This window comes from Pseudomonas sp. Hp2, from assembly GCF_006386585.1.
Classification (GTDB): domain Bacteria; phylum Pseudomonadota; class Gammaproteobacteria; order Xanthomonadales; family Xanthomonadaceae; genus Pseudomonas_S; species Pseudomonas_S boreopolis.
The window spans coordinates 215,468-236,935 of sequence record NZ_VAHJ01000001.1 but is presented as its reverse complement, the minus strand read 5'-3'; the positions used below and the strand labels follow the sequence as shown (position 1 = coordinate 236,935).

General features: G+C 68.9%; 12 protein-coding genes. 11 read left to right on the top strand and 1 reads right to left on the bottom strand.

Annotated elements, in window-relative coordinates:
* Positions 1-177: 177 nt before the first annotated feature.
* From FD678_RS00970 to FD678_RS00955, 4 genes are all read left to right on the top strand, one after another.
* The gene (locus FD678_RS00970) at positions 178-4,410 is read left to right on the top strand and encodes an Ig-like domain-containing protein (protein ID WP_218569409.1); all 4,233 of its coding nucleotides are present in this window, start codon (positions 178-180) and stop codon (positions 4,408-4,410) included.
* A 140-nt stretch (positions 4,411-4,550) separates the two neighbouring features.
* Positions 4,551-6,077: a family 43 glycosylhydrolase gene (locus FD678_RS00965; RefSeq protein WP_218569408.1), complete on the top strand. Its 1,527-nt coding sequence runs from the start codon at positions 4,551-4,553 to the stop codon at positions 6,075-6,077.
* Between the two features lie 249 nt (positions 6,078-6,326).
* Positions 6,327-8,753 (top strand): glycoside hydrolase family 127 protein, encoded by a 2,427-nt coding sequence (locus FD678_RS00960; protein WP_140718743.1) that lies wholly within the window; start codon positions 6,327-6,329, stop codon positions 8,751-8,753.
* A 409-nt stretch (positions 8,754-9,162) separates the two neighbouring features.
* The gene (locus FD678_RS00955; RefSeq protein WP_140718742.1) at positions 9,163-12,039 is read left to right on the top strand and encodes a TonB-dependent receptor; all 2,877 of its coding nucleotides are present in this window, start codon (positions 9,163-9,165) and stop codon (positions 12,037-12,039) included.
* A 116-nt stretch (positions 12,040-12,155) separates the two neighbouring features.
* Here FD678_RS00955 and htpG read toward each other — a convergent pair whose 3' ends face one another.
* A complete protein-coding gene (gene htpG / locus FD678_RS00950) occupies positions 12,156-14,054 on the bottom strand; it encodes a molecular chaperone HtpG (RefSeq protein ID WP_140718741.1) in 1,899 nt (632 codons plus the stop codon).
* 244 nt (positions 14,055-14,298) lie between these two features.
* Here htpG and rsmD point away from each other — a divergent pair, with 244 nt between their 5' ends.
* From rsmD to FD678_RS00915, 7 genes are all read left to right on the top strand, one after another.
* A complete protein-coding gene (gene rsmD, locus FD678_RS00945) occupies positions 14,299-14,931 on the top strand; it encodes a 16S rRNA (guanine(966)-N(2))-methyltransferase RsmD (protein WP_140718740.1) in 633 nt (210 codons plus the stop codon).
* Positions 14,928-15,434, top strand: a complete 507-nt coding sequence (gene coaD / locus FD678_RS00940) for a pantetheine-phosphate adenylyltransferase (protein WP_140718739.1) — start codon at positions 14,928-14,930, stop codon at positions 15,432-15,434. Before rsmD ends, coaD begins: the two co-directional genes overlap by 4 nt.
* Before the next feature lie 42 nt (positions 15,435-15,476).
* Positions 15,477-15,971: a hypothetical protein gene (locus FD678_RS00935; RefSeq protein WP_177497491.1), complete on the top strand. Its 495-nt coding sequence runs from the start codon at positions 15,477-15,479 to the stop codon at positions 15,969-15,971.
* A 257-nt stretch (positions 15,972-16,228) separates the two neighbouring features.
* A complete protein-coding gene (locus FD678_RS00930) occupies positions 16,229-16,513 on the top strand; it encodes a YfhL family 4Fe-4S dicluster ferredoxin (RefSeq protein WP_140718738.1) in 285 nt (94 codons plus the stop codon).
* A complete protein-coding gene (ggt, locus tag FD678_RS00925; protein WP_140718737.1) occupies positions 16,510-18,258 on the top strand; it encodes a gamma-glutamyltransferase in 1,749 nt (582 codons plus the stop codon). Before FD678_RS00930 ends, ggt begins: the two co-directional genes overlap by 4 nt.
* 301 nt (positions 18,259-18,559) lie before the next feature.
* Entirely contained in the window at positions 18,560-19,450 is an 891-nt protein-coding gene (locus FD678_RS00920) for an MBL fold metallo-hydrolase (RefSeq protein WP_140718736.1), read from the top strand.
* A gap of 82 nt (positions 19,451-19,532) precedes the next feature.
* Entirely contained in the window at positions 19,533-21,272 is a 1,740-nt protein-coding gene (locus FD678_RS00915; RefSeq protein ID WP_140718735.1) for a glycoside hydrolase family 9 protein, read from the top strand.
* Positions 21,273-21,468: the final 196 nt, after the last annotated feature.

Here is a 21,468-nt window from a genome sequence, read left to right as displayed (position 1 = left end):
CGCGAAAGCGGGGATCCAAGGACACTGCTGGTCAAAGCCAAAGTCCCTGGATCCCCGCCTTCGCGGGGACGACGGGTTGGGATGGCGGTTCCACGAGGCTGCATGAATATCTACGTTTCCGTCCCGCGTTGTCGTGCCCCACGATGGCGATGCCTGCTCCTGGCCTGGCTGGCACTGATGCCGGCCGCATTCGCAGCATCCGCCGGCGAGCCAGCGCCGGCGCATCCCAATGCCGCCATCGGCGAGCCGCGTTTCCTCGGCGATGCGCATCCGGTACCGGAGACCGGCGTGGACTTCGTCCCGGGCGGCCACCTGCAGCGCGTGTTCGCGGCCGATCTCGCGGCCGGCGCCGGCAGTGCGCCCGGGCGCGACTTCTGGATCGACCGGATGCTGGCGCGCGCGGGCGAGGGCGGTGGCCACGGGGATACCAACAACTGGCTGTTCACGCGCGGCCGTGCCGCCTATCTGTACACGCACAAGCCGGAGGAGCCTGGCTTCGTCGGCGATGTGGCGTACTGGCACAAAACCGGACACGACGCGTTGTTTCGCGTGCAGGTCGAGCAGGATGGAAAGACGCTGGCGCTGAAGGAGGTCGCGCCGCAGCGGCGGCAAACGCCCAGCTACTTCTCCACGGTGTTCGAGGATGCCGCCGCGGGTGTGCGATTGCACCTGGTGAAGTTCATCACCCAGCAGAACGTGGCGGTGGCCGAGGTCACGCTGTCGGCGCTGGACGGGCGTGCGCACGCGCTGACGCTGCGCGCGATCTCTCCGATGGCGGTACACGCCGATGATGTCGAGTTGACCGGCGCATTCCAGGCGCGCAACGACGTCACTACCGTATTCCCACGCTTCTCCGGCGATGGCTTCACGGTGGCCGACGGTGCGCTGGCACGGCCAGTGCAGGTGCCGGCAGAAGGCGGGAGCGCCACGTTCAAGCTGCAACTCGGCCTGACCACGCGCGAGCTTCCTTCCTCGCTGGCCGAGTATCGACGGATCGCCGCGCAGTCGCCGCAACAGGCGTATCGGGAGCACGTGCTCGCCTACAACCGCTGGTGGGCCGACAACATCCCGTACCTCGACACCCCCGAGGACAACATCGACAAGACGTTGTTCTATCGATGGTGGTTGCTGCGTTTCAATTTCCTCGACGCCGCGGTGCCGGGCAACGACTACCAGTTCCCGGTGGCGATCGAGGGCGTGCTCGGCTACGACAACGCCATCGTGCTGACGACCTGCATGTTCCTGGACGACCTGAAGTACCTGCGCGATCCGGTCTATGCCTACGGGAGCTGGATCGGGGCGGGCGAGGTCGCGGGTGGCGGCAAGTACGTCGACAACCCCGGCTCGCCGCAGAATTGGTCCAACTCCTACGCGCAGTACATCACCGCCGCGGCCTGGCGCGCCTACCAGGTGCACGGCGGGCCTGCGGCGCTCGCGGGCAAGCTGGCCGACTACGGCCGCGGCGACGTGCTCGGCCTGCTGAAGGCCTACGACCGCAACGGCAACGGCCTGATCGAGTACGACTGGGCGGCGATGACCGGCAACGATGCCGACGCGGTGTCGTTCGACTGGGCCAAACGGCATGGACAGGCGCGCATGGATCGTGCCGAGAGCGCCTATGTCTGGGCCAATGCCAAGGCGGCGGCCGAGGCGGCGCGGCTGGCCGGCGATGCCGACGTCGCGCGGCAGATGGAACAGGTGGCGGCGCGCATCCGCGCCTCGGTGCTGGCGGTGCTGTGGCAGGACCGCAGCAGTGCGGCCGACTCGATGGGCCTGCACGGCGACCTGCTCAAGCACCGCCAGGCCAGCGGGCCGGAACTGCCGGTGGATTGGAAGGAGACCAACAACTATTTCCCGTTCGCGGTCGGGCTGATGCCCAAGCGAGGCGATGCCGACTACGACCCCAAGTACGTGCGCGCGCTGCGCCTGTTCGCCGATGCCGACCAGTACCCGGTGTTCCCGTTCTACACCGCGAACCAGGCCGACAAGCATGCGCGGGGCGAGGAAGGCAGCAACAATTTCTCGGTGATCAACTCCACCGTGATGTTCCGCCTGCTGGCTTCGGCGCTGCGCGACTATCCGAGCCCGTACCTGGATGCAGGGTGGTATCGCAAGCTGCTGTACTGGAACGCCTGGGCGCACTACATCGACGGCGACAACCGCTACCCGGACCAGAACGAGTTCTGGGCCAAGGGCAGCGCCGCCGATGGCGGCAGCATCGGTTATCGCTCGTGGATTCATCACACCCAGCTCGGCGCCACCAACTTCACCGTGATCGAGGACGCGATGGGCCTGCGCCCGCGCAGCGACGCCAGGATCGAGCTGGATCCGATCGACATCGGCTGGGACCACTTCGCCGCCGACGGCATCCGTTACCGCGACCACGATCTGTCCATCGTCTGGGACCGCGATGGACGCCATTACCAGGGCAAGGTGCCGCAAGGCTATTCGCTGTATCTGGATGGCCGGCGGGCGTTCACGGTGGACCGGCTGGCGCACGTGCTCTACGACCCGGCCAACGGCCGTGTCGAGCCGGTCGCGGATGCGCGCGGCCAGGTCGCGGCGACGGTGCTGCACGCCGGGCGCGCCACGCTGGCGCGCCCGGAACAGGTACGCATCGAGACCGGCACGCGCACTGCCGAGGTGCTGGCCGATGCCGGCATCGAGGTCGCCCCGGCGCTGGCCGGCGCACGCAACCTGGCGCGCGACGCGACGGTCTCGGCCAGCTTCGCCACGGCCGGGTTCGAGGCGAAGGGCGCGGTCGATGGCAGCACCGCGAACGAGCCGTTCTGGGGCACCGCCGGTTCGCCCGATGCCAGCGATTGGATCGAGCTGGACTTCGCCCGGCCGCAAACGCTGGACACGCTGCTGCTGTACTTCTACCGGAGTTCCTCGGCGGAAGGCGAGCAGCATGGCTTTCCGTCCGGCACCCGCGCCGGCTATGCGCCGCCCTGGATGTACACATTGCAGTACCTCGACGGCGGCACCTGGAAGGACGTACCCGGGCAAGTGCGCGACCCCTCGATCGCGCAGGGCAACCGCAACCGGCTGCGTTTTCCTGCGATCGGCGCCGCCCGGTTCCGGGTGAAGGTCTTCCATGCCGGCACGCTCCGCACCGGGATCAAGGAAATCCAGGCATACGCGACCGGCATGCCGGCGCCGAAAGCGGTGGCGAACCGGGCACCGCAGGTCGTGGCATGGCAGGAGGATCGCGCGTCGGCATCGGGGGCGTTGCGATTGTCCGGCCGGGTCGGCGACGACGCCTTGCCGCAGGGGCGATTGGCGTTGCATTGGAGCAGGCTGAGCGGGCCGCGGGATGGCGAGGCGATCTTCGAGGATGCCGGCGCTACCGATACCTTCGTGCGCTTCACCGCGGCCGGCGACTACGTGCTGCGGTTGACCGCAAGCGACGGGGCGTTGCAATCGCATGCCGACGTGCGCGTGAGCGCTGCGGCGAAGGCGTCGGGGCAGGGTATCCAGGTGCAGGGCGATGCCGTGGCCCGTGCCGAGTTCACCGCGTCCCATCATCGCGTGCAGGCGCTCAACGACGGCGAGGTGCCGGCACCGGGCAGCACGCCGAGCGGCGACCGGCGCTGGGGCAGCTGGGGCCGGCAGCAACCGGCGACGGTGTGGCTGCAATACCAGTGGCGGCAACCGGTGCGGATCTCGGCCAGCACGCTGTACTTCTGGGACGACCAGCCCGGGGGCGGCGTGGCCGAACCCCGCGGCTGGAAGCTGCAATACCTGCGCGACGGACGCTGGCTCGACATCGCCGCCGATTATCCGCTCGCGGGCAACGGCGCACCCAGCCACGCGCGCTTCGCCCCGGTGACGACCTGCGCATTGCGCGCGGTGATCGCGACTGCACCCGACGGTGCCGGCTACAAGGCCCTGGGCGTGGACGAATGGCAGGTGTTCGCCGATCTGCCGGAACGGCTGGAGCCGATCGACGTGCGTACCGGCATCGGCCAGGCGCCGCGGTTGCCGGAGAGGATCGCGGCCTGGTATGCCGATGGCGGCAGTGCCGAGGTCGGCGTGAGCTGGCCGCAGATCGATCCCGCCAGGCTGGCGAGCGATGGACGCATCGACCTGCATGGCCTGGCCGAAGGCGGCGTGCCCGCGACCGCCACGGTCTGGGTGCGCGCCAGCGAGCCGGGGCAGGTCAATACCGTCGATGCTCCACCGGAGGTGTGGGTAGCGCCTGGCCAGGTGCCGGCGCTGCCCGCGTTCGCCACCGTGCAGTACAACGACGGCTCGCGGGAACGGCGCGCGGTGCGCTGGCGTTCTGCGCCCGGAACCGCGCCCGCGGCGGGTACGACGCTCACGGTCGAGGGCGAAGTCGACGGGCGCGGCGCAACCGGCACGCTGCCGCTGCAGGTCGTGGTGCGCACGCGGGAGGGACGACCGTGATGGCAGGATCGAAGATTCTTCGGCTTCTCTCCAGCCGTCAGCCCCGCGAAAGGGTTCGTTGGCGATTGCGAGCGCGTCCATGGATTTCCGCTTTCGCGGGAATGACGCGTTGGATGGTCGTGATGGCGTGCATGATCGCTATGCCCAACGCAACGGCTGGCATCACTCCGCGCGTCGTGCAGGCGCACGGCAATCCGATCCTGGCCGATGGCGATTACTACTCGGCCGATCCCGCGCCGCTGGTTGCCGGCGGCAAGCTTTACATCCTCGCCGGCCGCGACGAGGCACCACTGGATGTCAACGACTTCGTCATGAAGGAATGGCAGATGCTGGTCACCGACGACGTGGCCGGCGGGCGTTGGCAACACTATCCGGGGATGCTGCGCCCGGAGCAGGTGTTCGCATGGGCCGCTCCGGGCCGCGCCTACGCCGGCCAGATCGTGCAGGGGCCGGATCGGCGCTATTACCTCTATGCGCCGGTGGAAGAGCGCGATTCCACCAATCCCGACCGGTTCGCGATCGGCGTGGCGGTGGCCGACACGCCAGTGGGGCCATGGCGGGATGCGCATCCACAAGGGCCGATCGTTTCCCAGTCGGTGCCCGAGAAGAACGACATCCAGAACATCGACCCGACCGTGATGGTCGACGACGACGGCCGGGTCTACCTGTACTGGGGCACCTTTGGCCGGCTGCGCGGCGTCGAGCTGGAACGCGACATGCTTACGCCCAGGGGCGCGGAGTTCGCGGTGTCCACGCTGGACGGCTTCTTCGAGGCACCCTGGCTGTTCAAGCGCGGCGGCACCTATTACCTGGCCTATGCCGGCAACGAGGCAGGGCCCGATTCGCCCTGCACGCCGGCGATCTACCACGCGTGCATCGCCTACGGCACCGCACCCACGCCGCGCGGGCCGTGGACCTACCGCGGCGTGATCCTGGGCCCGGTGTCCTCGACCACCTCGCATCCGGGCGTGATCCTCTACAAGGGCCAGTGGTACCTCGTCTACCACACGGCCGACGCACGGGACGGCGGGCATTTCCGCCGCAGCGTGGCGATCGACCGGATCGACTGGGACGATGCGGCCACGCCCGCGCGGATGCGGCCGGTGCGCCAGACCCGTCCGCCGCGACCTGCACCGAAGCCGCAGCGCAATCTCGCGCCGGCCGCGTTCGCCAGCGCGTCCAACAGCCCGGGCGTGCCGGTCCAGTACTGGATCGCCGCGCTCAACGACGGCATCGCCCGTGCCGCGCCGTTGCCGCCGGACATGTGGAGCAACTGGACGCCGCGGCCACCGGCGCGTGCATGGATCCAGTACGCCTGGGACCTGCCGGTGACGCTGGACGGCAGCACGATCGTGTTCTTCGCCGACCAGCCGGCCGGCGCCACGACCGGCATCGCGCCGCCGCGCGCCTGGCACCTGGAATATCGCCATGAGGGCCGCTGGCTGCCGGTGCGGCACGCCAGCGGTTACGGCACCCGGCCCGGCATGCCCCAGCACGTGCGCTTCGCTCCGGTGACCACGCGCTGCCTGCGCGCGGTGTTCGATGCATCCGGCGACGGCGACGCCCACGCCGCGGTGGCGGTGCAGGAGTGGATGGCCCTGTCGGTGCGGCCGCAATGGCTGCCGAAAACCGCGACCGCGGGCGCCGCGCACTGCGACGGACCTTGAGGCCTTGCCGGATTTCGTGCGGATTTCCGCATCGATGCCCGCGGGTCGGGTCAAGACGCGCGGCGCACAGGGCGCGATAGTCGGGACTTGCGTGCCGTCGCGTCGACGGTGCCGATTCGCCGCTCTTGCGGTGCAGCAAGCCCGTGCCTTCCCCCGCAGACGCCAAGGGTACCGGGATCTTCGTTGCGCGGACCGGCGACTTCCACCTGATCGGTCCCGCGCCGATCGCCGCCAGGAGAGAAACCCCGCATGCGTTCTTCCGTTCCTCCCGTACCCGCGTCCGACACGCCTTGTCTGCAGGCCGCCCACGTCCACGCCGCGGCCGCCGGCATCGACGATCCGGCGCGCCGCCGCTTCCTGCAATGGAGCGCGCTGGCGGTCGCCGCCGGCTTCCTGCGCTTTCCCCTGGAGGCGGCCGCAACGGAGGCCGGCAAGGTGCAGGCGGCGCCGCTCGGGAACGTCCGACTCAAGCCTTCGCTGTTCCTGGATTCGGTATTGACCAACCGCCGCTACCTGTTCGAGCTGGAACCGGATCGCCTGCTGTGCAACTTCCTCAAGTACGCCGGATTGCCGTCGAAGGGCGAGAGCTATGGCGGCTGGGAGGGCGACACCATCTCCGGGCACACCCTGGGCCATTACCTGAGCGCGCTGTCCAAGCTGCACGCGCAGACCGGCGACGCCGACGCCAGGCAGCGCATCGACTACATCGTCGCCGAGCTGGCGCGCGCGCAGGCGGCCGACAAGGACGGCTACGTCGGCGGCTTCACCCGCAAGAACGACAAGGGCGGGATCGAGGGCGGCAAGCAGGTGATGGAGGAGGTGCGGCGCGGCATCATCAAGGGCAGCAAGTTCAACCTCAACGGCAGCTGGTCGCCGTTGTACACCCAGCACAAGCTGTTCGCCGGCCTGCTCGATGCGCACGCGCTGGCGGGCAACCGGCAGGCGCTGGAGGTGCTGGTGCCGATGGCGGGCTATTTCGCCGGGGTGTTCGACGCGCTCGACCATGCGCAGATGCAGCAGTTGCTGGACACCGAGTTCGGCGGGCTCAACGAGTCCTACATCGAGCTGGGCGCGCGCACCGGCGATCCGCGCTGGACCGCCGTGGGCAAGCGCCTGCGCCACGAGAAGGTGGTCGACCCCGCCATCGCCGGCCGCGATGCGCTGCCGCACATCCATGCCAATACCCAGATCCCCAAGTTCATCGGCGAGGCGCGCCAGTTCGAGGTGGCCGGCGACGCCGATTCGGCGGCCGCGGCGCGCTTCTTCTGGGAAACCGTGACCGCGCACTACAGCTACGTGATCGGCGGCAACGCCGACCGCGAGTACTTCCAGCAACCGGACACCATCGCCGCGTTCCTGACCGAGCAGACCTGCGAGCACTGCAACAGCTACAACATGCTCAAGCTCACCCGGCACCTGTACCAGTGGACGCCGCAGGCGCGCTACTTCGACTACTACGAGCGCACCCTGCACAACCACACGATGGCGGCGCAGCATCCGGGCACCGGCATGTTCACCTACATGACCCCGATGATCGCCGGCGGGCGCCGCGAGTTCTCCGACAAGTTCGATTCGTTCTGGTGCTGCGTCGGCACCGGCATGGAGGCGCACGCGCAGTTCGGCGACTCGATCTTCTGGCACGACGCGCAATCGCTGTACGTCAACCTCTACATTCCCTCGGCGCTGGACTGGCCGGAGCGCGATCTCGCCCTCGACCTGGACAGCGGGCTGCCGGTCGACGGGAAGGTGCGCTTGCGGGTCGCGCGCATCGGCGAGAAGACGCCGCGCCGGTGGTGCCTGCGCGTACCGGCATGGTGCGAGGGGCGCTACGCGCTGCGCATCAACGGCGCTCCCCGGAAGGCGCAGGCCGGGGAGGGCTACATCGTCCTGGAGCGCGCCTGGAAGGCGGGCGACACGATCGACTTGGAATTCGCCATGCCATTGCGGCTGGAACCGGCGCCGGGCGATCCGGACACGGTGGTGGTGATGCGCGGTGCGCTGGCGCTGGCGGCCGACCTCGGCCCCGCCGGCGAACCCTACGATGCGCCGGATCCGGCGCTGGTGGCCGATGCCTCGCCGCTCTCGGGCTTCGCCGAGCGTCCTGCGCCGGCAACCTACCTGGCCAGCACCACGCGCCCGGAGGGACTCACGTTCATGCCGTTCTATTCGCAATACGAGCGTCGCAGCGCGCTCTATTTCAAGCGCATGGATTCCGCGCGATGGGTGCGCGAGTCGGAGCGGCGGCTGGAGCAGAAAGCCGCCTTCGAAGCCATGCAGGCCAGCGCCGTCGATTCGATCCGGTTCGGCGACGAGGCGTCGGAGAAGGCGCACGGGCTGACCAGCGATACCTCCTTCGGCGGCGAGTACCGCCGGCAGAAGTGCCGCGACGTGCGCGGCAAGGGTTTCGTCGAGTTCGAGATGAAGGGCAGCGACCGCCCGTTGGCGCTGCGCCTGCGCTTCTGGGGCAGCGACAAGGGCCGCTTCAACATCCTGGTCAACGGCACGCTCGCGGTGGAAGTGCAGGTCGAGCGCGGCCAGGTGATCGACTTCGTCGACCGCGACTATCCCTTGCCCATCGCGCTCACCCGCGATGCGAAGACGTTGAAGTTCAGGTTCGAGCCGCAGCACGGCGATACCGCCGGGCCGCTGTTCGGCGGTTGGCTGGTGCATGCCTGATGGAACGCCTCGCGACGCGGAATGGTTGCAGGCGTATCGGCTTGCGGCCGGCGGCGGCGCGACGCGCGGAAATCATGCCGTTTTCCGCAGCCATGGACGAAAAATGCGACAAGACGCCATGTCGGACTACAGGCACATTGTTACCGACTGATTAACGCAAGACCCGACGCCGTTGCCTGGCACGGCGTCGAAGGTTGCCCCGCTTTTCGTTGAACCTGCGTTCCAGCGCGGGATCCGGCGGTCCTGGCACGGGTGCGCTGCCCCCGTCGCGCATGACGCCTGCGCCCGGCTGCATTCCATCTTCCGATTCGCCGGCCGCGCCGGCGTGGCCTCGCTTTGCCCGAAAAACGCTGCACATCACCTCCGAGGAGTCCGCTGCATGTCGTTGCATCCGTCAAATCCCGCCCCGATGTCCCGCCCGCCCATCGCCCCCGGCACCGCCGCGCGCCGGCTCAGCCTCGCGATCACTTCCGTGCTCGCCTCCGCGGTGGCGGCGCCGGCGTTCGCCCAGGATGCGGCGCCCTCGGGCGGCGATGCCACCCAGACCCTGGACAGCGTGGTCGTGACCGGCTCGCGCCTGCGCCGCGTCGACACCGAGACCGCCAACCCGGTGGTCACCGTCAGCGCCGAGCAGATCGCGGCCACCGGCAAGGCCACGGTCGGCGACCTGCTGCAGGAACTGCCCTCGATCGCCGGCAACGCGACCAACCCGTACACCAACAACGGCGGCGGCACCGGCGCCTCCACCGTGTCGCTGCGCGGCCTGGGCGACAAGCGCACGCTGGTGCTGGTCAACGGCATCCGCCTGGCCTACAACGACGTCAACGCGATCCCGGCCAGCATGATCGAGCGCGTCGAGGTGCTCAGCGATGGCGCCTCGGCCGTGTACGGCTCGGACGCGATCGGCGGCGTGGTCAACTTCATCCTGCGCGAGAAGTTCGAGGGCGTGCAGTTCAGCAGCGACTTCGGCACCAGTTGGAAGAGCGACGGCAACCGCCGCAACTTCGCGCTGACCGCCGGCAAGGCCTGGGACCGCGGCAGCCTCGTGGCCGGCGTCTCCTACCACGACATCGATCCGGTCTCGGCCGGCGCGCGCGGCTACTCCAAGGACGCGCTGTACCTGATCGACGGGCAGTCGGTGAAGCAGGGGTCCTCGGCCACGCCGACCGGTTCGATCAACTTCAACGACGGTTCCGACGCCTCCAAGGCCCTGGCCGCCCGCCACGGCTGCTCGCGCGTGACGCTCGACGGCGGCGTGAGCGGCACCCCCGGCCAGGGCGACTTCCATTGCTACAGCGCCACCGCCGATTCGTACAACTACCAGCCGTTCAACCTGCTGCAGACGCCGCAGAAGCGCACCAACGCGTTCGTGCTCGGCAGCTACCGGCTCACCGACAACGTCGAGGCCTACGTCAACACCTGGTTCAGCAAGACCGAATCGGCCTCGGTGATCGCCCCGATCCCGATCTTCGCCAACGGCGACAACTTCCTGGTGTCCGCCGACAGCTACTACAACCCGTTCGGCGTGAACTTCGGGACCGACCGCGCCACGGGCACCTCGTACAACGATTTCAACACGCGCATCACCTCGCTCGGCAACCGCCGCTACCAGTACGACACCTACAACTTCCAGGCCACGGCGGGATTGCGCGGCGGCTTCGGCGAGAGCTCCTGGCGCTGGGAAACCGCGCTGAACTACGGGCGGGTCAGGCAGAAGTCGACCAACTACGGCTTCCTCGATTACGCCAAGTTCAACCAGGCGGTCGGGCCCTCGTTCATGGACAGCGACGGCACGGTCAAGTGCGGCAGCGCGGGCAACGTCATCGCCGGCTGCACGCCGATCAACGTCTTCAACATCAACGATCCGTCCAACACCGCCGCGCTGGAATCGATGGTGGTCGACCCGGTGGTCACCAGCATCTACACGGTCAAGCAGTTCGAGGCCAATGCCAACGGCGACCTGTTCGACCTGCCGGCCGGCACCGCCAGCCTCGCCGCCGGACTGTCGTATCGCAAGGAAGAGACCACCACCCATGCCGATCCGCTGTGGACCGCCGACGAGAACGGCCTGTGCGGGGTGATCGAGTACTGCGGCTCGGTGCTGAACGGCGGCTTCAACGTCAAGGAGGCCTACGCCGAGGCGCTGTTCCCGCTGCTGAAGGACCTGCCCGGCGTCAGCTCGCTCAACGTCACCATCGGCACGCGCTTCTCCGACTACAGCTCGGTGGGCAGCAAGACCAACAGCAAGCTCTCGATCGAGTACCGGCCGGTGGAGGACCTGCTGCTGCGCGGCACCGTCTCGCAGGTGTTCCGCGCGCCCAACATCAGCGAACTGTACGCGGGCGTGGCCGGCGACGCGGCCACCGCCAACGATCCGTGCAACGGCTACACCGGCGGCCACGAGGCGGCCTGCGCCAACGTGCCCACCGACGGCAGCTACCAGCAGGCCGACGGCCAGGTTTCCGGCAAGGCGTCGGGCGCGGCCGTGGCCGGCTACCAGCTCAAGCCGGAGACCGGCAAGTCCTACGACGTCGGCTTCGTCTACGATCCGCACTGGATCGAAGGGTTGTCGCTGAGCGCGGACTGGTGGCGCATCGACCTGGAGGACACCATCACCACGGTGTCGGCGCAGACCGTGCTCAACCAGTGCTACGCCAACTCGGCCAGCGCGTTCTGCGCGCTGATCCATCGCAACGGCAATGGCACGATCAACTACATCGCCGAGCCGACCGTCAACCTCGGCAAGCTCTGGGCGCGCGGCATCGACTTCAACCTGACCTACCGGCTGCCGGAAAGCGCGTGGGGCCGCTTCACCGCCGGCCTCACCGGCACCTACCTGACCCGCTACGACATCCTGCCCGACACCACCGACCCGAGCACGGTGACGATCCACAACGTCGGCAAGTACACGTATTCCTACGGCAACTTCCCGCGCTGGCGCGGCCTGGCGACGCTGGGCTGGAACCTGGGCGACTGGAGCGCGAGCTGGCGCGTGCGCTACGTCGGCAAGACCCAGATCGGCAGCAGCGACCTGGAGCAGAGCTTGTCCGCCGATTCCGGCGCGCCGGGCGTGGTGCGCGAGATCGGCAGCTACGTCTACCACAACCTGCAGGCCGGCTACGATTTCACGCCGTGGCACCTGCGCTTCGAGGTCGGCGTGGACAACATCACCAACAAGCAGCCGCCGCTGTACTACGCCAACAACGTCAACAACGCCAACACCGACGTGGCGACCTACGACCTGCTGGGCCGCTACTACTGGGGCCGGGTGACCGTGAAGTTCTGAGGGAGGCCGGGACCCGGGACTCGGAAAAGCAGTTTCCCGCGACCGGTTCGGTCGCGGGCTTCCCTGGCAGGCCGCGAGAACGCGGCCTGCTTTTTTTTGAACCCTCAGTCCGGCTCTTACACCGTCAACTGCAACAACAGCTTGTTGAGCCGGCGCACGTAGCCGGCCGGGTCCTTCAGGCTGTCGCCGGCGGCGAGCGCGGCCTGGTCCAGCAGCACCCGGCTGAAGTCGGCGAAGCGGTCCATGTCCTGCTCGGCGTCGAGTTTCTCGATCAGCGGGTGGGTCGGGTTGAACTCGAACACCGGCTTGCTCTCCGGCACCTTCTGGCCGCTGGCCTCCAGGATCTGGCGCATCTGCAGGCCCAGGTCGCCCTGGCCGATGGCGAGGATCGCCGGGGAGTCGGTCAGGCGATGGGAGACGCGCACCTCGGCCACCTCGTCGCCGAGCGCGGCCTTGATCCGGCTGGCCAGGCCTTCCTTGGTCCTGGCGATTTCCTCCTGCGCCTTCTTTTCCTCCTCCGAGTCCAGGCTGCCCAGGTCGAGGTCGCCGCGCGCCACGTCCACGAACGACTTGCCGTCGAACTCGGTCAGGTAGCCCATCAGCCACTCGTCGATGCGGTCGGTCAGCAGCAGCACCTCGATGCCCTTCTTGCGGAACACCTCCAGGTGCGGGCTGTCCTTGATCTGCGCGTGGCTCTCGCCGGTCAGGTAGTACAGCTTGTCCTGGCCTTCCTTCATGCGCGCCACGTAGTCGGCCAGCGACACGCTCTGCTCGCCGCCGGCGTCGTGCGTGGACGCGAAGCGCAGCAGGCCGGCGATCTTCTCGCGGTTGCCGTAGTCCTCGGCCGGGCCTTCCTTCAGCACCTGGCCGAAGTTGCGCCAGAACGTGGCGTAGTCCTCAGGCTTGTCCTTGGCCAGCTTTTCCAGCATGTCCAGGGCGCGCTTGGTCAGCGCGGACTTCATCGAGTCGACCACCGGGCCGGACTGCAGGATCTCGCGCGAGACGTTGAGCGAGAGATCGGCCGAGTCCACCACGCCCTTGACGAAGCGCAGGTACAGCGGCAGGAACTGCTCGGCCTGGTCCATGATGAAGACGCGCTGCACGTACAGCTTCAGGCCCTTGGCGGCGTCGCGGTGGTACAGGTCGAACGGCGCGCGGCCCGGCACGTACAGCAGCGAGGTGTACTCGAGCTTGCCCTCGACCTTGTTGTGGCTCCACGCCAGCGGGTTGGCGACGTCGTGGGCGATGTGCTTGTAGAACTCCTGGTATTCCTCGTCCTTGATCTCGGACTTGGGGCGGGTCCACAGCGCGCTGGCCTTGTTGACCGCCTCCCATTCCGGCTCGGCCGGCTTGTCCTCGCCGTAGTGCTCCTTGAGCATCTCGATCGGCAGGCCGATGTGGTCGGAATACTTCTTGAGGATGCCGCGCAGCTTCCAGCCGTCGGCGAAGCCTTCCTCGCCGTCCTTCAGGTGCAGCACGATGCGGGTGCCGCGCTGCGGCTTGTCGATCGTGGCGACCTCGAAATCGCCTTCGCCCTTGCTCGACCAGTGCACGCCCTCGGCGGCCGGCAGGCCGGCGCGGCGGCTGTACACGTCGACCTGGTCGGCGACGATGAACGCGCTGTAGAAACCGACGCCGAACTGGCCGATCAGGTTGGCGTCCTTCTTCTGGTCGCCGGACAGGTTCTTGAGGAACTCGCCGGTGCCGGACTTGGCGATGGTGCCGAGGTGGGCGACGGCCTCCTCGCGGCTCATGCCGATGCCGTTGTCGTCGATGGTGACGGTCCTGGCGTCCTTGTCGAACTCGACGCGGATGCGCAGGGCGGGGTCTTCCTCCAGCAGCGCCGGCGCCTTGAGCGCCTCGAAGCGCAGCTTGTCGGCCGCGTCGGCGGCATTGGAGACCAGTTCGCGCAGGAAGATCTCCTTGTTGGAGTAAAGCGAATGGATCATCAGCTGCAGCAGCTGCTTGACCTCGGTCTGGAAGCCCAGCGTCTCTTTGTGCGTCTCAACGGTCATCGTCGTCTTGCTCCGTGGTGGCCTGGGCCGCGTGGCGGCCGATGGGCCCGGGGTATGGGTTGGACGGGCGATTTCAAGGCAAGGCGCCCGTTCGGCCCGCCGATTGCGGGAGGACTCCGGTCCCGGCGGGCCTCGCCGGGAAAGCCCGCCGGGACCGGAGTCCCTCCCGCGGTCCACCGTGTGGCCGCGGTGGAGCCCCTTTCGCAAGCGCTATCATGCCGGCCGCTCTCCGTCGCCTGTCCGCATGTCCCGACCACCACGCCCGTCGCCGCGCCCCGCCCATGGCGGAGCGGGCCAGATCCGCATCATCGGAGGACGCTGGCGCAATACGCGCCTGCAGGTCCCGGACCTGCCCGGATTGCGCCCGACCGGCGAGCGGGTGCGCGAGACCCTGTTCAACTGGCTGATGCCGAAGATCGCGGGTGCGCGGGTGCTCGACCTGTTCGCCGGCAGCGGCGCGCTCGGGCTGGAGGCGGTTTCGCGCGGGGCCGCCTCGGCGGTGCTGGTCGAACGCGATCCCGGCCTCGCCGCGCAACTGCGCCAGCAGGTCGCCAGGCTGGATGCCGGGGCGCAGGTGCAGGTCGTGCAGGCCGATGCCCTGGCATGGCTGCGCCAGCCGGGGCAGGGGGACTTCGACGTCGCCTTCGTCGACCCGCCTTTCGCCGCGGGGCTCTGGGACGCGGTGCTGGAATCGCTGCCGGCGCGGCTGGCCGGCAGCGCCTGGCTGTACCTGGAGTCGCCGCAGGACGCCCATCCGCGCCCGCCCGCCGACTGGCACCCGCACCGCGAGGGGACGACCCGCGAGGTGCGCTATGCGCTGTACCGGCGGGCCGCTGGTACACTGCGCGACGACCTGAATCCGACCGCAGACGCATGACCGTGGCCAATAGCCGCATTGCCGTTTACCCGGGCACCTTCGATCCGATCACCAACGGCCACATCGACCTGGTGAGCCGCGCCGCGCCGCTGTTCGAGAAGATCGTGGTGGGCGTGGCGCAGAGCCCGTCCAAGGGGCCCGCGCTGCCGCTGGAGCAGCGCGTCGAACTGGCCCGCGGCGCGCTGGCCCGCCATGCCAACGTCGAGGTGCGCGGTTTCGACACCCTGCTGGCGCACTTCGTGCGCGACGTCGGCGCCGGGGTGCTGCTGCGCGGCCTGCGCGCGGTGTCGGACTTCGAGTACGAGTTCCAGATGGCGAGCATGAACCGCCACCTGATCCCCGAGGTGGAAACGCTGTTCCTGACCCCGGCCGAGCAGTACAGCTTCATCTCGTCCTCGCTGGTGCGCGAGATCGCCCGGCTCGGTGGCGACGTCTCCGGCTTCGTGCCGGCCTCTGTCGTCGAGGCCCTGCGCCGGGTCCGCGAAGCGCGCGGCCAGGCCTGACCCAAAACACATCATCACACGTCCTACAGAGGGAGGAGTTCCATGAAGACCACCATGCGCGCCCTGGCGCTCGCGACGATGACCACGCTGGCCCTGGCGGCCTGCAAGAAGGAAGAGGCCCCGGCCCCGGTCGCCGAGGTCCAGGCCCTGAAGGCCCCCGCCAAGGACGACAACGCCGGCTGGAAGCAATACCTGCAGGCCGAGGTCGGCCAGAACCTGGGCACCATCACCAACAGCCCGTTCCTGTATTACCTGCCGCCGGAGTCGGATGCCGAGTTCCAGGGCAGCTACGAGCGCCAGCTGGAGAGCGTGAAGACCGCGCTGAGCCGTGGCGTGCAGCCGGGCAACATGCTGGCGTTCGGTTCGTCGGCCTCGGCCAAGATGGCGGACCTGATCGAAGCCTCGTTCAAGGACGTGCAGGCCGACTCGATGAAGGGCGTGCGCGTGCTGTTCATCGGCGAGGCGGCCGACAACGAGCGCGTGCAGGCCGTGGTGAAGCCGACCGGCGCGGAATACGTGTTCGTCGAAGCGAAGTGATGCCGGGCGGCGGGCTTCGGCCCGCCCGTCCACGACGCGGAGGCGCCGTGCTTCCGCCGCCGGTGCGACCGGCGGCCGGGGCGGGCGCCTCCCGCCTTTTGTGGGAGCGGCTTCAGTCGCTCCCACAAAAGGCGCTCCACGAAGGCCGTCCCCCGGCGAAGCCGGCATCGCAAAAGCCGGCCGCAGCGTTCCATGCGGGGCCGGACCTGCCTGTCCGATCCCGGTAATATGGCCGGGTTGGTGCCGAATTCCCCTAAATGTCCCTGAAGATCAACGAGCTCTGCGTCAATTGCGACGTCTGCGAGCCGGCCTGCCCGAACCACGCCATTTCGATGGGCGAGACGATCTACGTGATCGATCCCGCGCGCTGCACGGAATGCGTCGGCCACTTCGACGAGCCGCAGTGCGTCGTGGTGTGCCCGGTGGAGTGCATCGATCCCGACCCGGACATCCCGGAAACGCACGACCAGCTGCTCGCCAAGCTGCTGCGGCTGCAGCAGGAGCACCCCGAACTGTACGAACAGGAGCCCCCCGCCTCATGAGAACGTTCGCCCGCCATGTCCTGCTGCTGGGCCTGATGCTGTCGCCGGTCGCCTGGGCCGGGACCGCCCCGGCCGCCGTACCTGCCGCCGGCACCGCGGCGCATCCGCCGGGCGCGGCCGTGGCCAGCGGGCACCGGCTCGCCACCGAGGCGGGCCTGCAGATCCTGCGCGAAGGCGGCAACGCGTTCGACGCGGCCGTGGCGGTGTCCTCGACGCTGAGCGTGGTCGAGCCGATCAGTTCCGGCCTGGGCGGCGGCGGCTTCTTCCTGCTGCACGATGCCAAGACCGGGCAGGACGTGATGCTGGACGCGCGCGAGACCGCGCCGGAGTCGGCCACGCCCGACCGGTTCCTGGACAAGGACGGCAAGCTCGACCCGAACAAGTCGATCAACGGCCCGTGGTCGGCCGGCATTCCGGGCCTGCCGGCGGCCCTGGTCGAACTGGCGACGAAGCACGGCCGCCTGCCGCTGAAGCAGTCGCTGGCGCCGGCGATCCGCATCGCCACCGAGGGCTTCCCGGTCTACGCGCGCATGGCCAGGGGCTACGCGCAGCGGCGCGAGGTGATGGAGCGCTACCCCGGCACGCGCGAGGTGTACCTGCGCAACGGCAAGCCGATCGCCGAGGGCGACATCTTCAAGCAGCCCGAACTGGCGCGCACGCTGGCGTTGCTGGGCGAGAAGGGCTTCGACGGCTTCTACAAGGGCGAGACCGCCAGGAAGCTGATCGCCGGCGTCAACCAGGCCGGCGGCAAGTGGACCGCCGCGGAACTGGCCGCCTACCGGGTCAAGCAGCGCACGCCGATCCAGTTCGACTACAAGGGCTGGAAGATCACCACCGCGCCGCCGCCGTCCTCGGGCGGCATCGCGCTGGCGTCGATGCTGCAGATCCTGGAGGGCTACGACCTCAAGGCGATGGACCCGGCGCATCGCACCCACCTGGTCGTCGAGGCGATGCGCCGCGCCTATCGCGATCGCACCTTCTTCCTGGGCGATCCGGACTTCACCGCGATCCCGCAGCGCGTGCTGCTGAGCAAGGACTACGCGCTCGGCCTGCGCTCGACGATCAACCCGGAGAAGGCCACGCCCAGCGACCTGCTGTCGGGCAATCCGACGCCCCTGGAGGACGACGAGACCACGCATTTCTCGATCATCGACGACGAGGGCAACCTGGTCGGCGCGACCCAGACGGTGAACCTGCTGTACGGGTCCGGCCTGATCCCGAAGGGCACCGGGGTGCTGCTCAACGACGAGATGGACGACTTCGCGCTCAAGCCGGGTACGCCGAACGCCTTCGGCGTGATGGGCTACGAGGCCAACGCGCCCAGGCCGGGCAAGCGCCCGCTCAGCTCGATGACGCCGACTTTCATGCGCAACGCCGACAAGACCGTGGTGCTGGGCACGCCGGGCGGCAGCCGCATCATCACGATGGTGCTGCTGGGCATCCTCGGCTACGACGACGGCCTGACCCCGCAGCAGGTCGCGGCGCTGCCGCGCTACCACCACCAGTGGCTGCCCGACGTGATCGAGGCCGAGAGCGGCACCTTCGACGAGGCTACGGTCAAGGGCCTGCAGGCGATGGGCCACGCGCTCAAGCTGCCGGGCGACACCGCCGCCGGCGGGCGCGGCTCCAGCCACGTCTGGGGCAATCTGCAGACGGTGGAATGGGACAGGCGCAGCAACACCCTGGCCGGCGGCAGCGATCCGCGCAACGAGGTCGGGGCGGCCGAGGTGCAGTTGGACAAGTGAGGGAGCCGGAACCCCCGGAGCAGGAAGCCGGAAAAGGCTGCTCCGGGGCCGTTGCGGGAGGGACTTCAGTCCCGACAGCTGGCCGGTAAAGCCTGTCGGGACTGAAGTCCCTCCCACAGGAAAGCAAGAAGCAGCAAGAAGCGGCAGGTCGCTTGACCGCCTGGCCCAAGCAAGGATGCTTTCCCCAATCCCCAATCCCCAATCCCCAATCCCGAATCCCGAATCCCGAATCCCGAATCCCGAATCCCGAATCCCCAGCCTGCTTCCAAATCCTTAACGCCGAATCCCCGATGATTTGCAAATGAAACTTTGGTCGATACGGGGCAATACCCAGAAGCTGGATGGCGGTGCGATGTTCGGGAACGCGCCGCGCGCGATGTGGGAAAAGTGGGCCGTGCCGGACGAGGCCAATCGCATCGAACTGGCTTGCCGCGCCTTGCTGGCCAGTCCGCTGGCGGGCAAGACCGTGCTGTTCGAGACCGGTGTCGGCGCGTTCTTCGAGCCCAGGCTGCGCGAGCGCTACGGCATCCAGGAAGAGAACCACGTGCTGATCGAATCGCTGCGCGAGGCGGGGTTCGAGCACGAGGACATCGACGTGGTGGTGCTCAGCCACCTGCACTTCGACCATGCCGGCGGCTTGCTCGCGCCGTGGGCCGAGGGGCGCGCGCCGGAACTGCTGTTCCCCAATGCGACCTACCTGGTCGGCGCCGCGCACTGGGAACGCGCCAGGCATCCGCATCCGCGCGACCGCGCCAGCTTCATTCCCGAACTGCAGGACCTGCTCGAAGCGAGCGGGCGGCTGGAGATCGTCGATGGCCCGCATTCGCGCGTGCTCGGCGAGGCGGTGCGCTTCAGCTTCAGCGATGGGCATACGCCGGGGCTGATGCTGTCGGAGATCGTCGGGCCCGAACAGGTGCAGGGGCGGGCGCACGGTGGCGTGGCGTTCTGCGCGGACCTGATTCCCGGCCGCTCGTGGGTGCACTTGCCGATCACGATGGGCTACGACCGCAACGCGGAGCTGCTGATCGACGAGAAGCGCGAGTTCCTGGAAGACAAGCTCGCGCGCAACGTGCACCTGTTCTTCACCCACGATCCGTCGTGCGCGCTGGCCCAGGTGGTGCGCGACGACAAGGGGCGTTTCTCCACGGCGCACGAGGTCCAGGAACTGCGCGCCCGGCCGCTGGCGGCCTAGCCGGCGCGGCTATTCGGCCGCGCGCGCCGCCTATAACCGGCACGATCTTGCTGGCCGGCAGGGGCGGCGGCAGTATCGGCGCATGAACCGGATCGCTTTCCTCGCGCTCGTCGCCTGCTGCATGCCGTGGAGTGCCCAGTCGTCCGAAGCCGGGTCTCCGGCGGCGGCGCCCATCCATCTCGACCAGCTGGGTTTCCTGCCGGGATCGCACAAGCTCGCGGTGGTCGGACGGCCGGCGGGATCCGCGGCGGCCGCCTCTGCCTTCAGCGTCGAGGATGCGCGAGGGCGCGTCGTCCTGCGCGGGACGCTGTCGCCGCCGCTCGAATGGGCGCCGGCAGGACAGGCGGCGCAGGTGGCCGACCTCAGCGCCCTGGACAAGCCCGGCCGCTACCGGGTGCGGGTCGAGGGCCTGCCTCCGTCCGATCCGTTCCCGGTGGCGGCGGAGGCCTACGTGCCGCTCGCCCGGGCCGCGTTGAAGGCCTTCTATTTCAATCGCGCCAGCACCGATCTTCCGCAGCGCCACGCGGGGCGTTTCGCGCGCGCTGCCGGCCATCCCGATACCGACGTGCGGATACACGCGTCCGCGGCCTCGGCGGCGCGGCCCGAGGGCAGTTCCATCTCCGCGCCCAAGGGCTGGTACGACGCCGGCGACTACAACAAGTACGTGGTCAATTCGGGCATCAGCACCTATACGCTGCTGGCCGCCCACGAACACTATCCGCAGTTCTTCCGGACGCTCGAGGCGGGCATCCCGGACGACGCGCCGGGCGTGCCCGACATCCTGCAGGAGGCGTGGTGGAACCTGCAGTGGATGCTGGCGATGCAGGACCCGGCCGATGGCGGGGTGTACCACAAGCTGACCACGCTGCGGTTCGAGGGCAACGTGATGCCCGAGCAGGCGCGCGCGCAGCGCTACGTGGTGATGAAAGGCACCGCGGCCACGCTCGATTTCGCCGCGGTGATGGCCGCCGCGAGCCGGATCTACGCCCCTTTCGAGAAGCAATACCCGGGCCAGGCCGCGCGCATGCTGGACGCCGCACGCAAGGCCTGGGCCTGGGCGCAGCGGCACCCCGACACGGTCTACAGGCAGCCGCCGGACGTGCATACCGGCGGCTACGACGATACCGAGCTGGACGACGAATTCGCCTGGGCCGCGGCCGAGCTGTACGTCGCCACGGGCGAGGACGGTTTCTACGATGCGTTCGCCGCGCGCGACGTGCCGGCCAGCGTGCCGTCGTGGGGCAACGTCGCCGGGCTGGCGTGGACGACGCTGGCGCAGCATCGCGAGCGGCTGACGGCACGCGCCGATCGCGAACGCATCGTCCGCGAGGTCGACGGGCTGGCCGCGAGGCTGTCCGCGCGGTGGCGGCAGTCGCCGTGGCGGATCGCGATGAGCGAGGACGACTTCCGCTGGGGCAGCAACGCGATCGCGCTGAACCAGGCGATGATGCTGTTGCAGGGCTACCGGCTATCCGGCCAGCGCGATTACCTGGATGCGGCGCAGTCGCAGCTCGACTACGTGCTGGGGCGCAATCCGCTGGGCCTGTCGTTCGTCACCGGCATCGGCCTGCGCTCGCCGATGCACATCCATCATCGCGTTTCCGAGGCCGACGGGATCGCCGATCCGGTCCCGGGCTGGTTGGCCGGCGGGCCGCAGCCGGGGCAACAGGACGCGGCGGGCTGCAAGGCGGCCTATCCGTCCAGCCTGCCGGCGCTGTCGTACCTGGACGACGCGTGCAGCTATGCCAGCAACGAGGTGGCGATCAACTGGAACGCGCCGCTGGTGTACGTCAGCGCGGCGATCCAGGTGTTGACGCGTTGAGAGACGGGACCTGGGGCCCGGGACTCGGCAAGGCGCCGAGCCTGCCCCGGGCCTAGCGCCGTTGTGGACGGACTTCAGTCCCGACGGGCCTTGCCGGGAGAGCCAGGACTCGGGGCCGGGACCCAGCCCGGCGAAGCGACGAGCCTGCTCGGACCGGATGCCGTTGTGGGAGGGACTTCAGTCCCGGCAGGGCTTT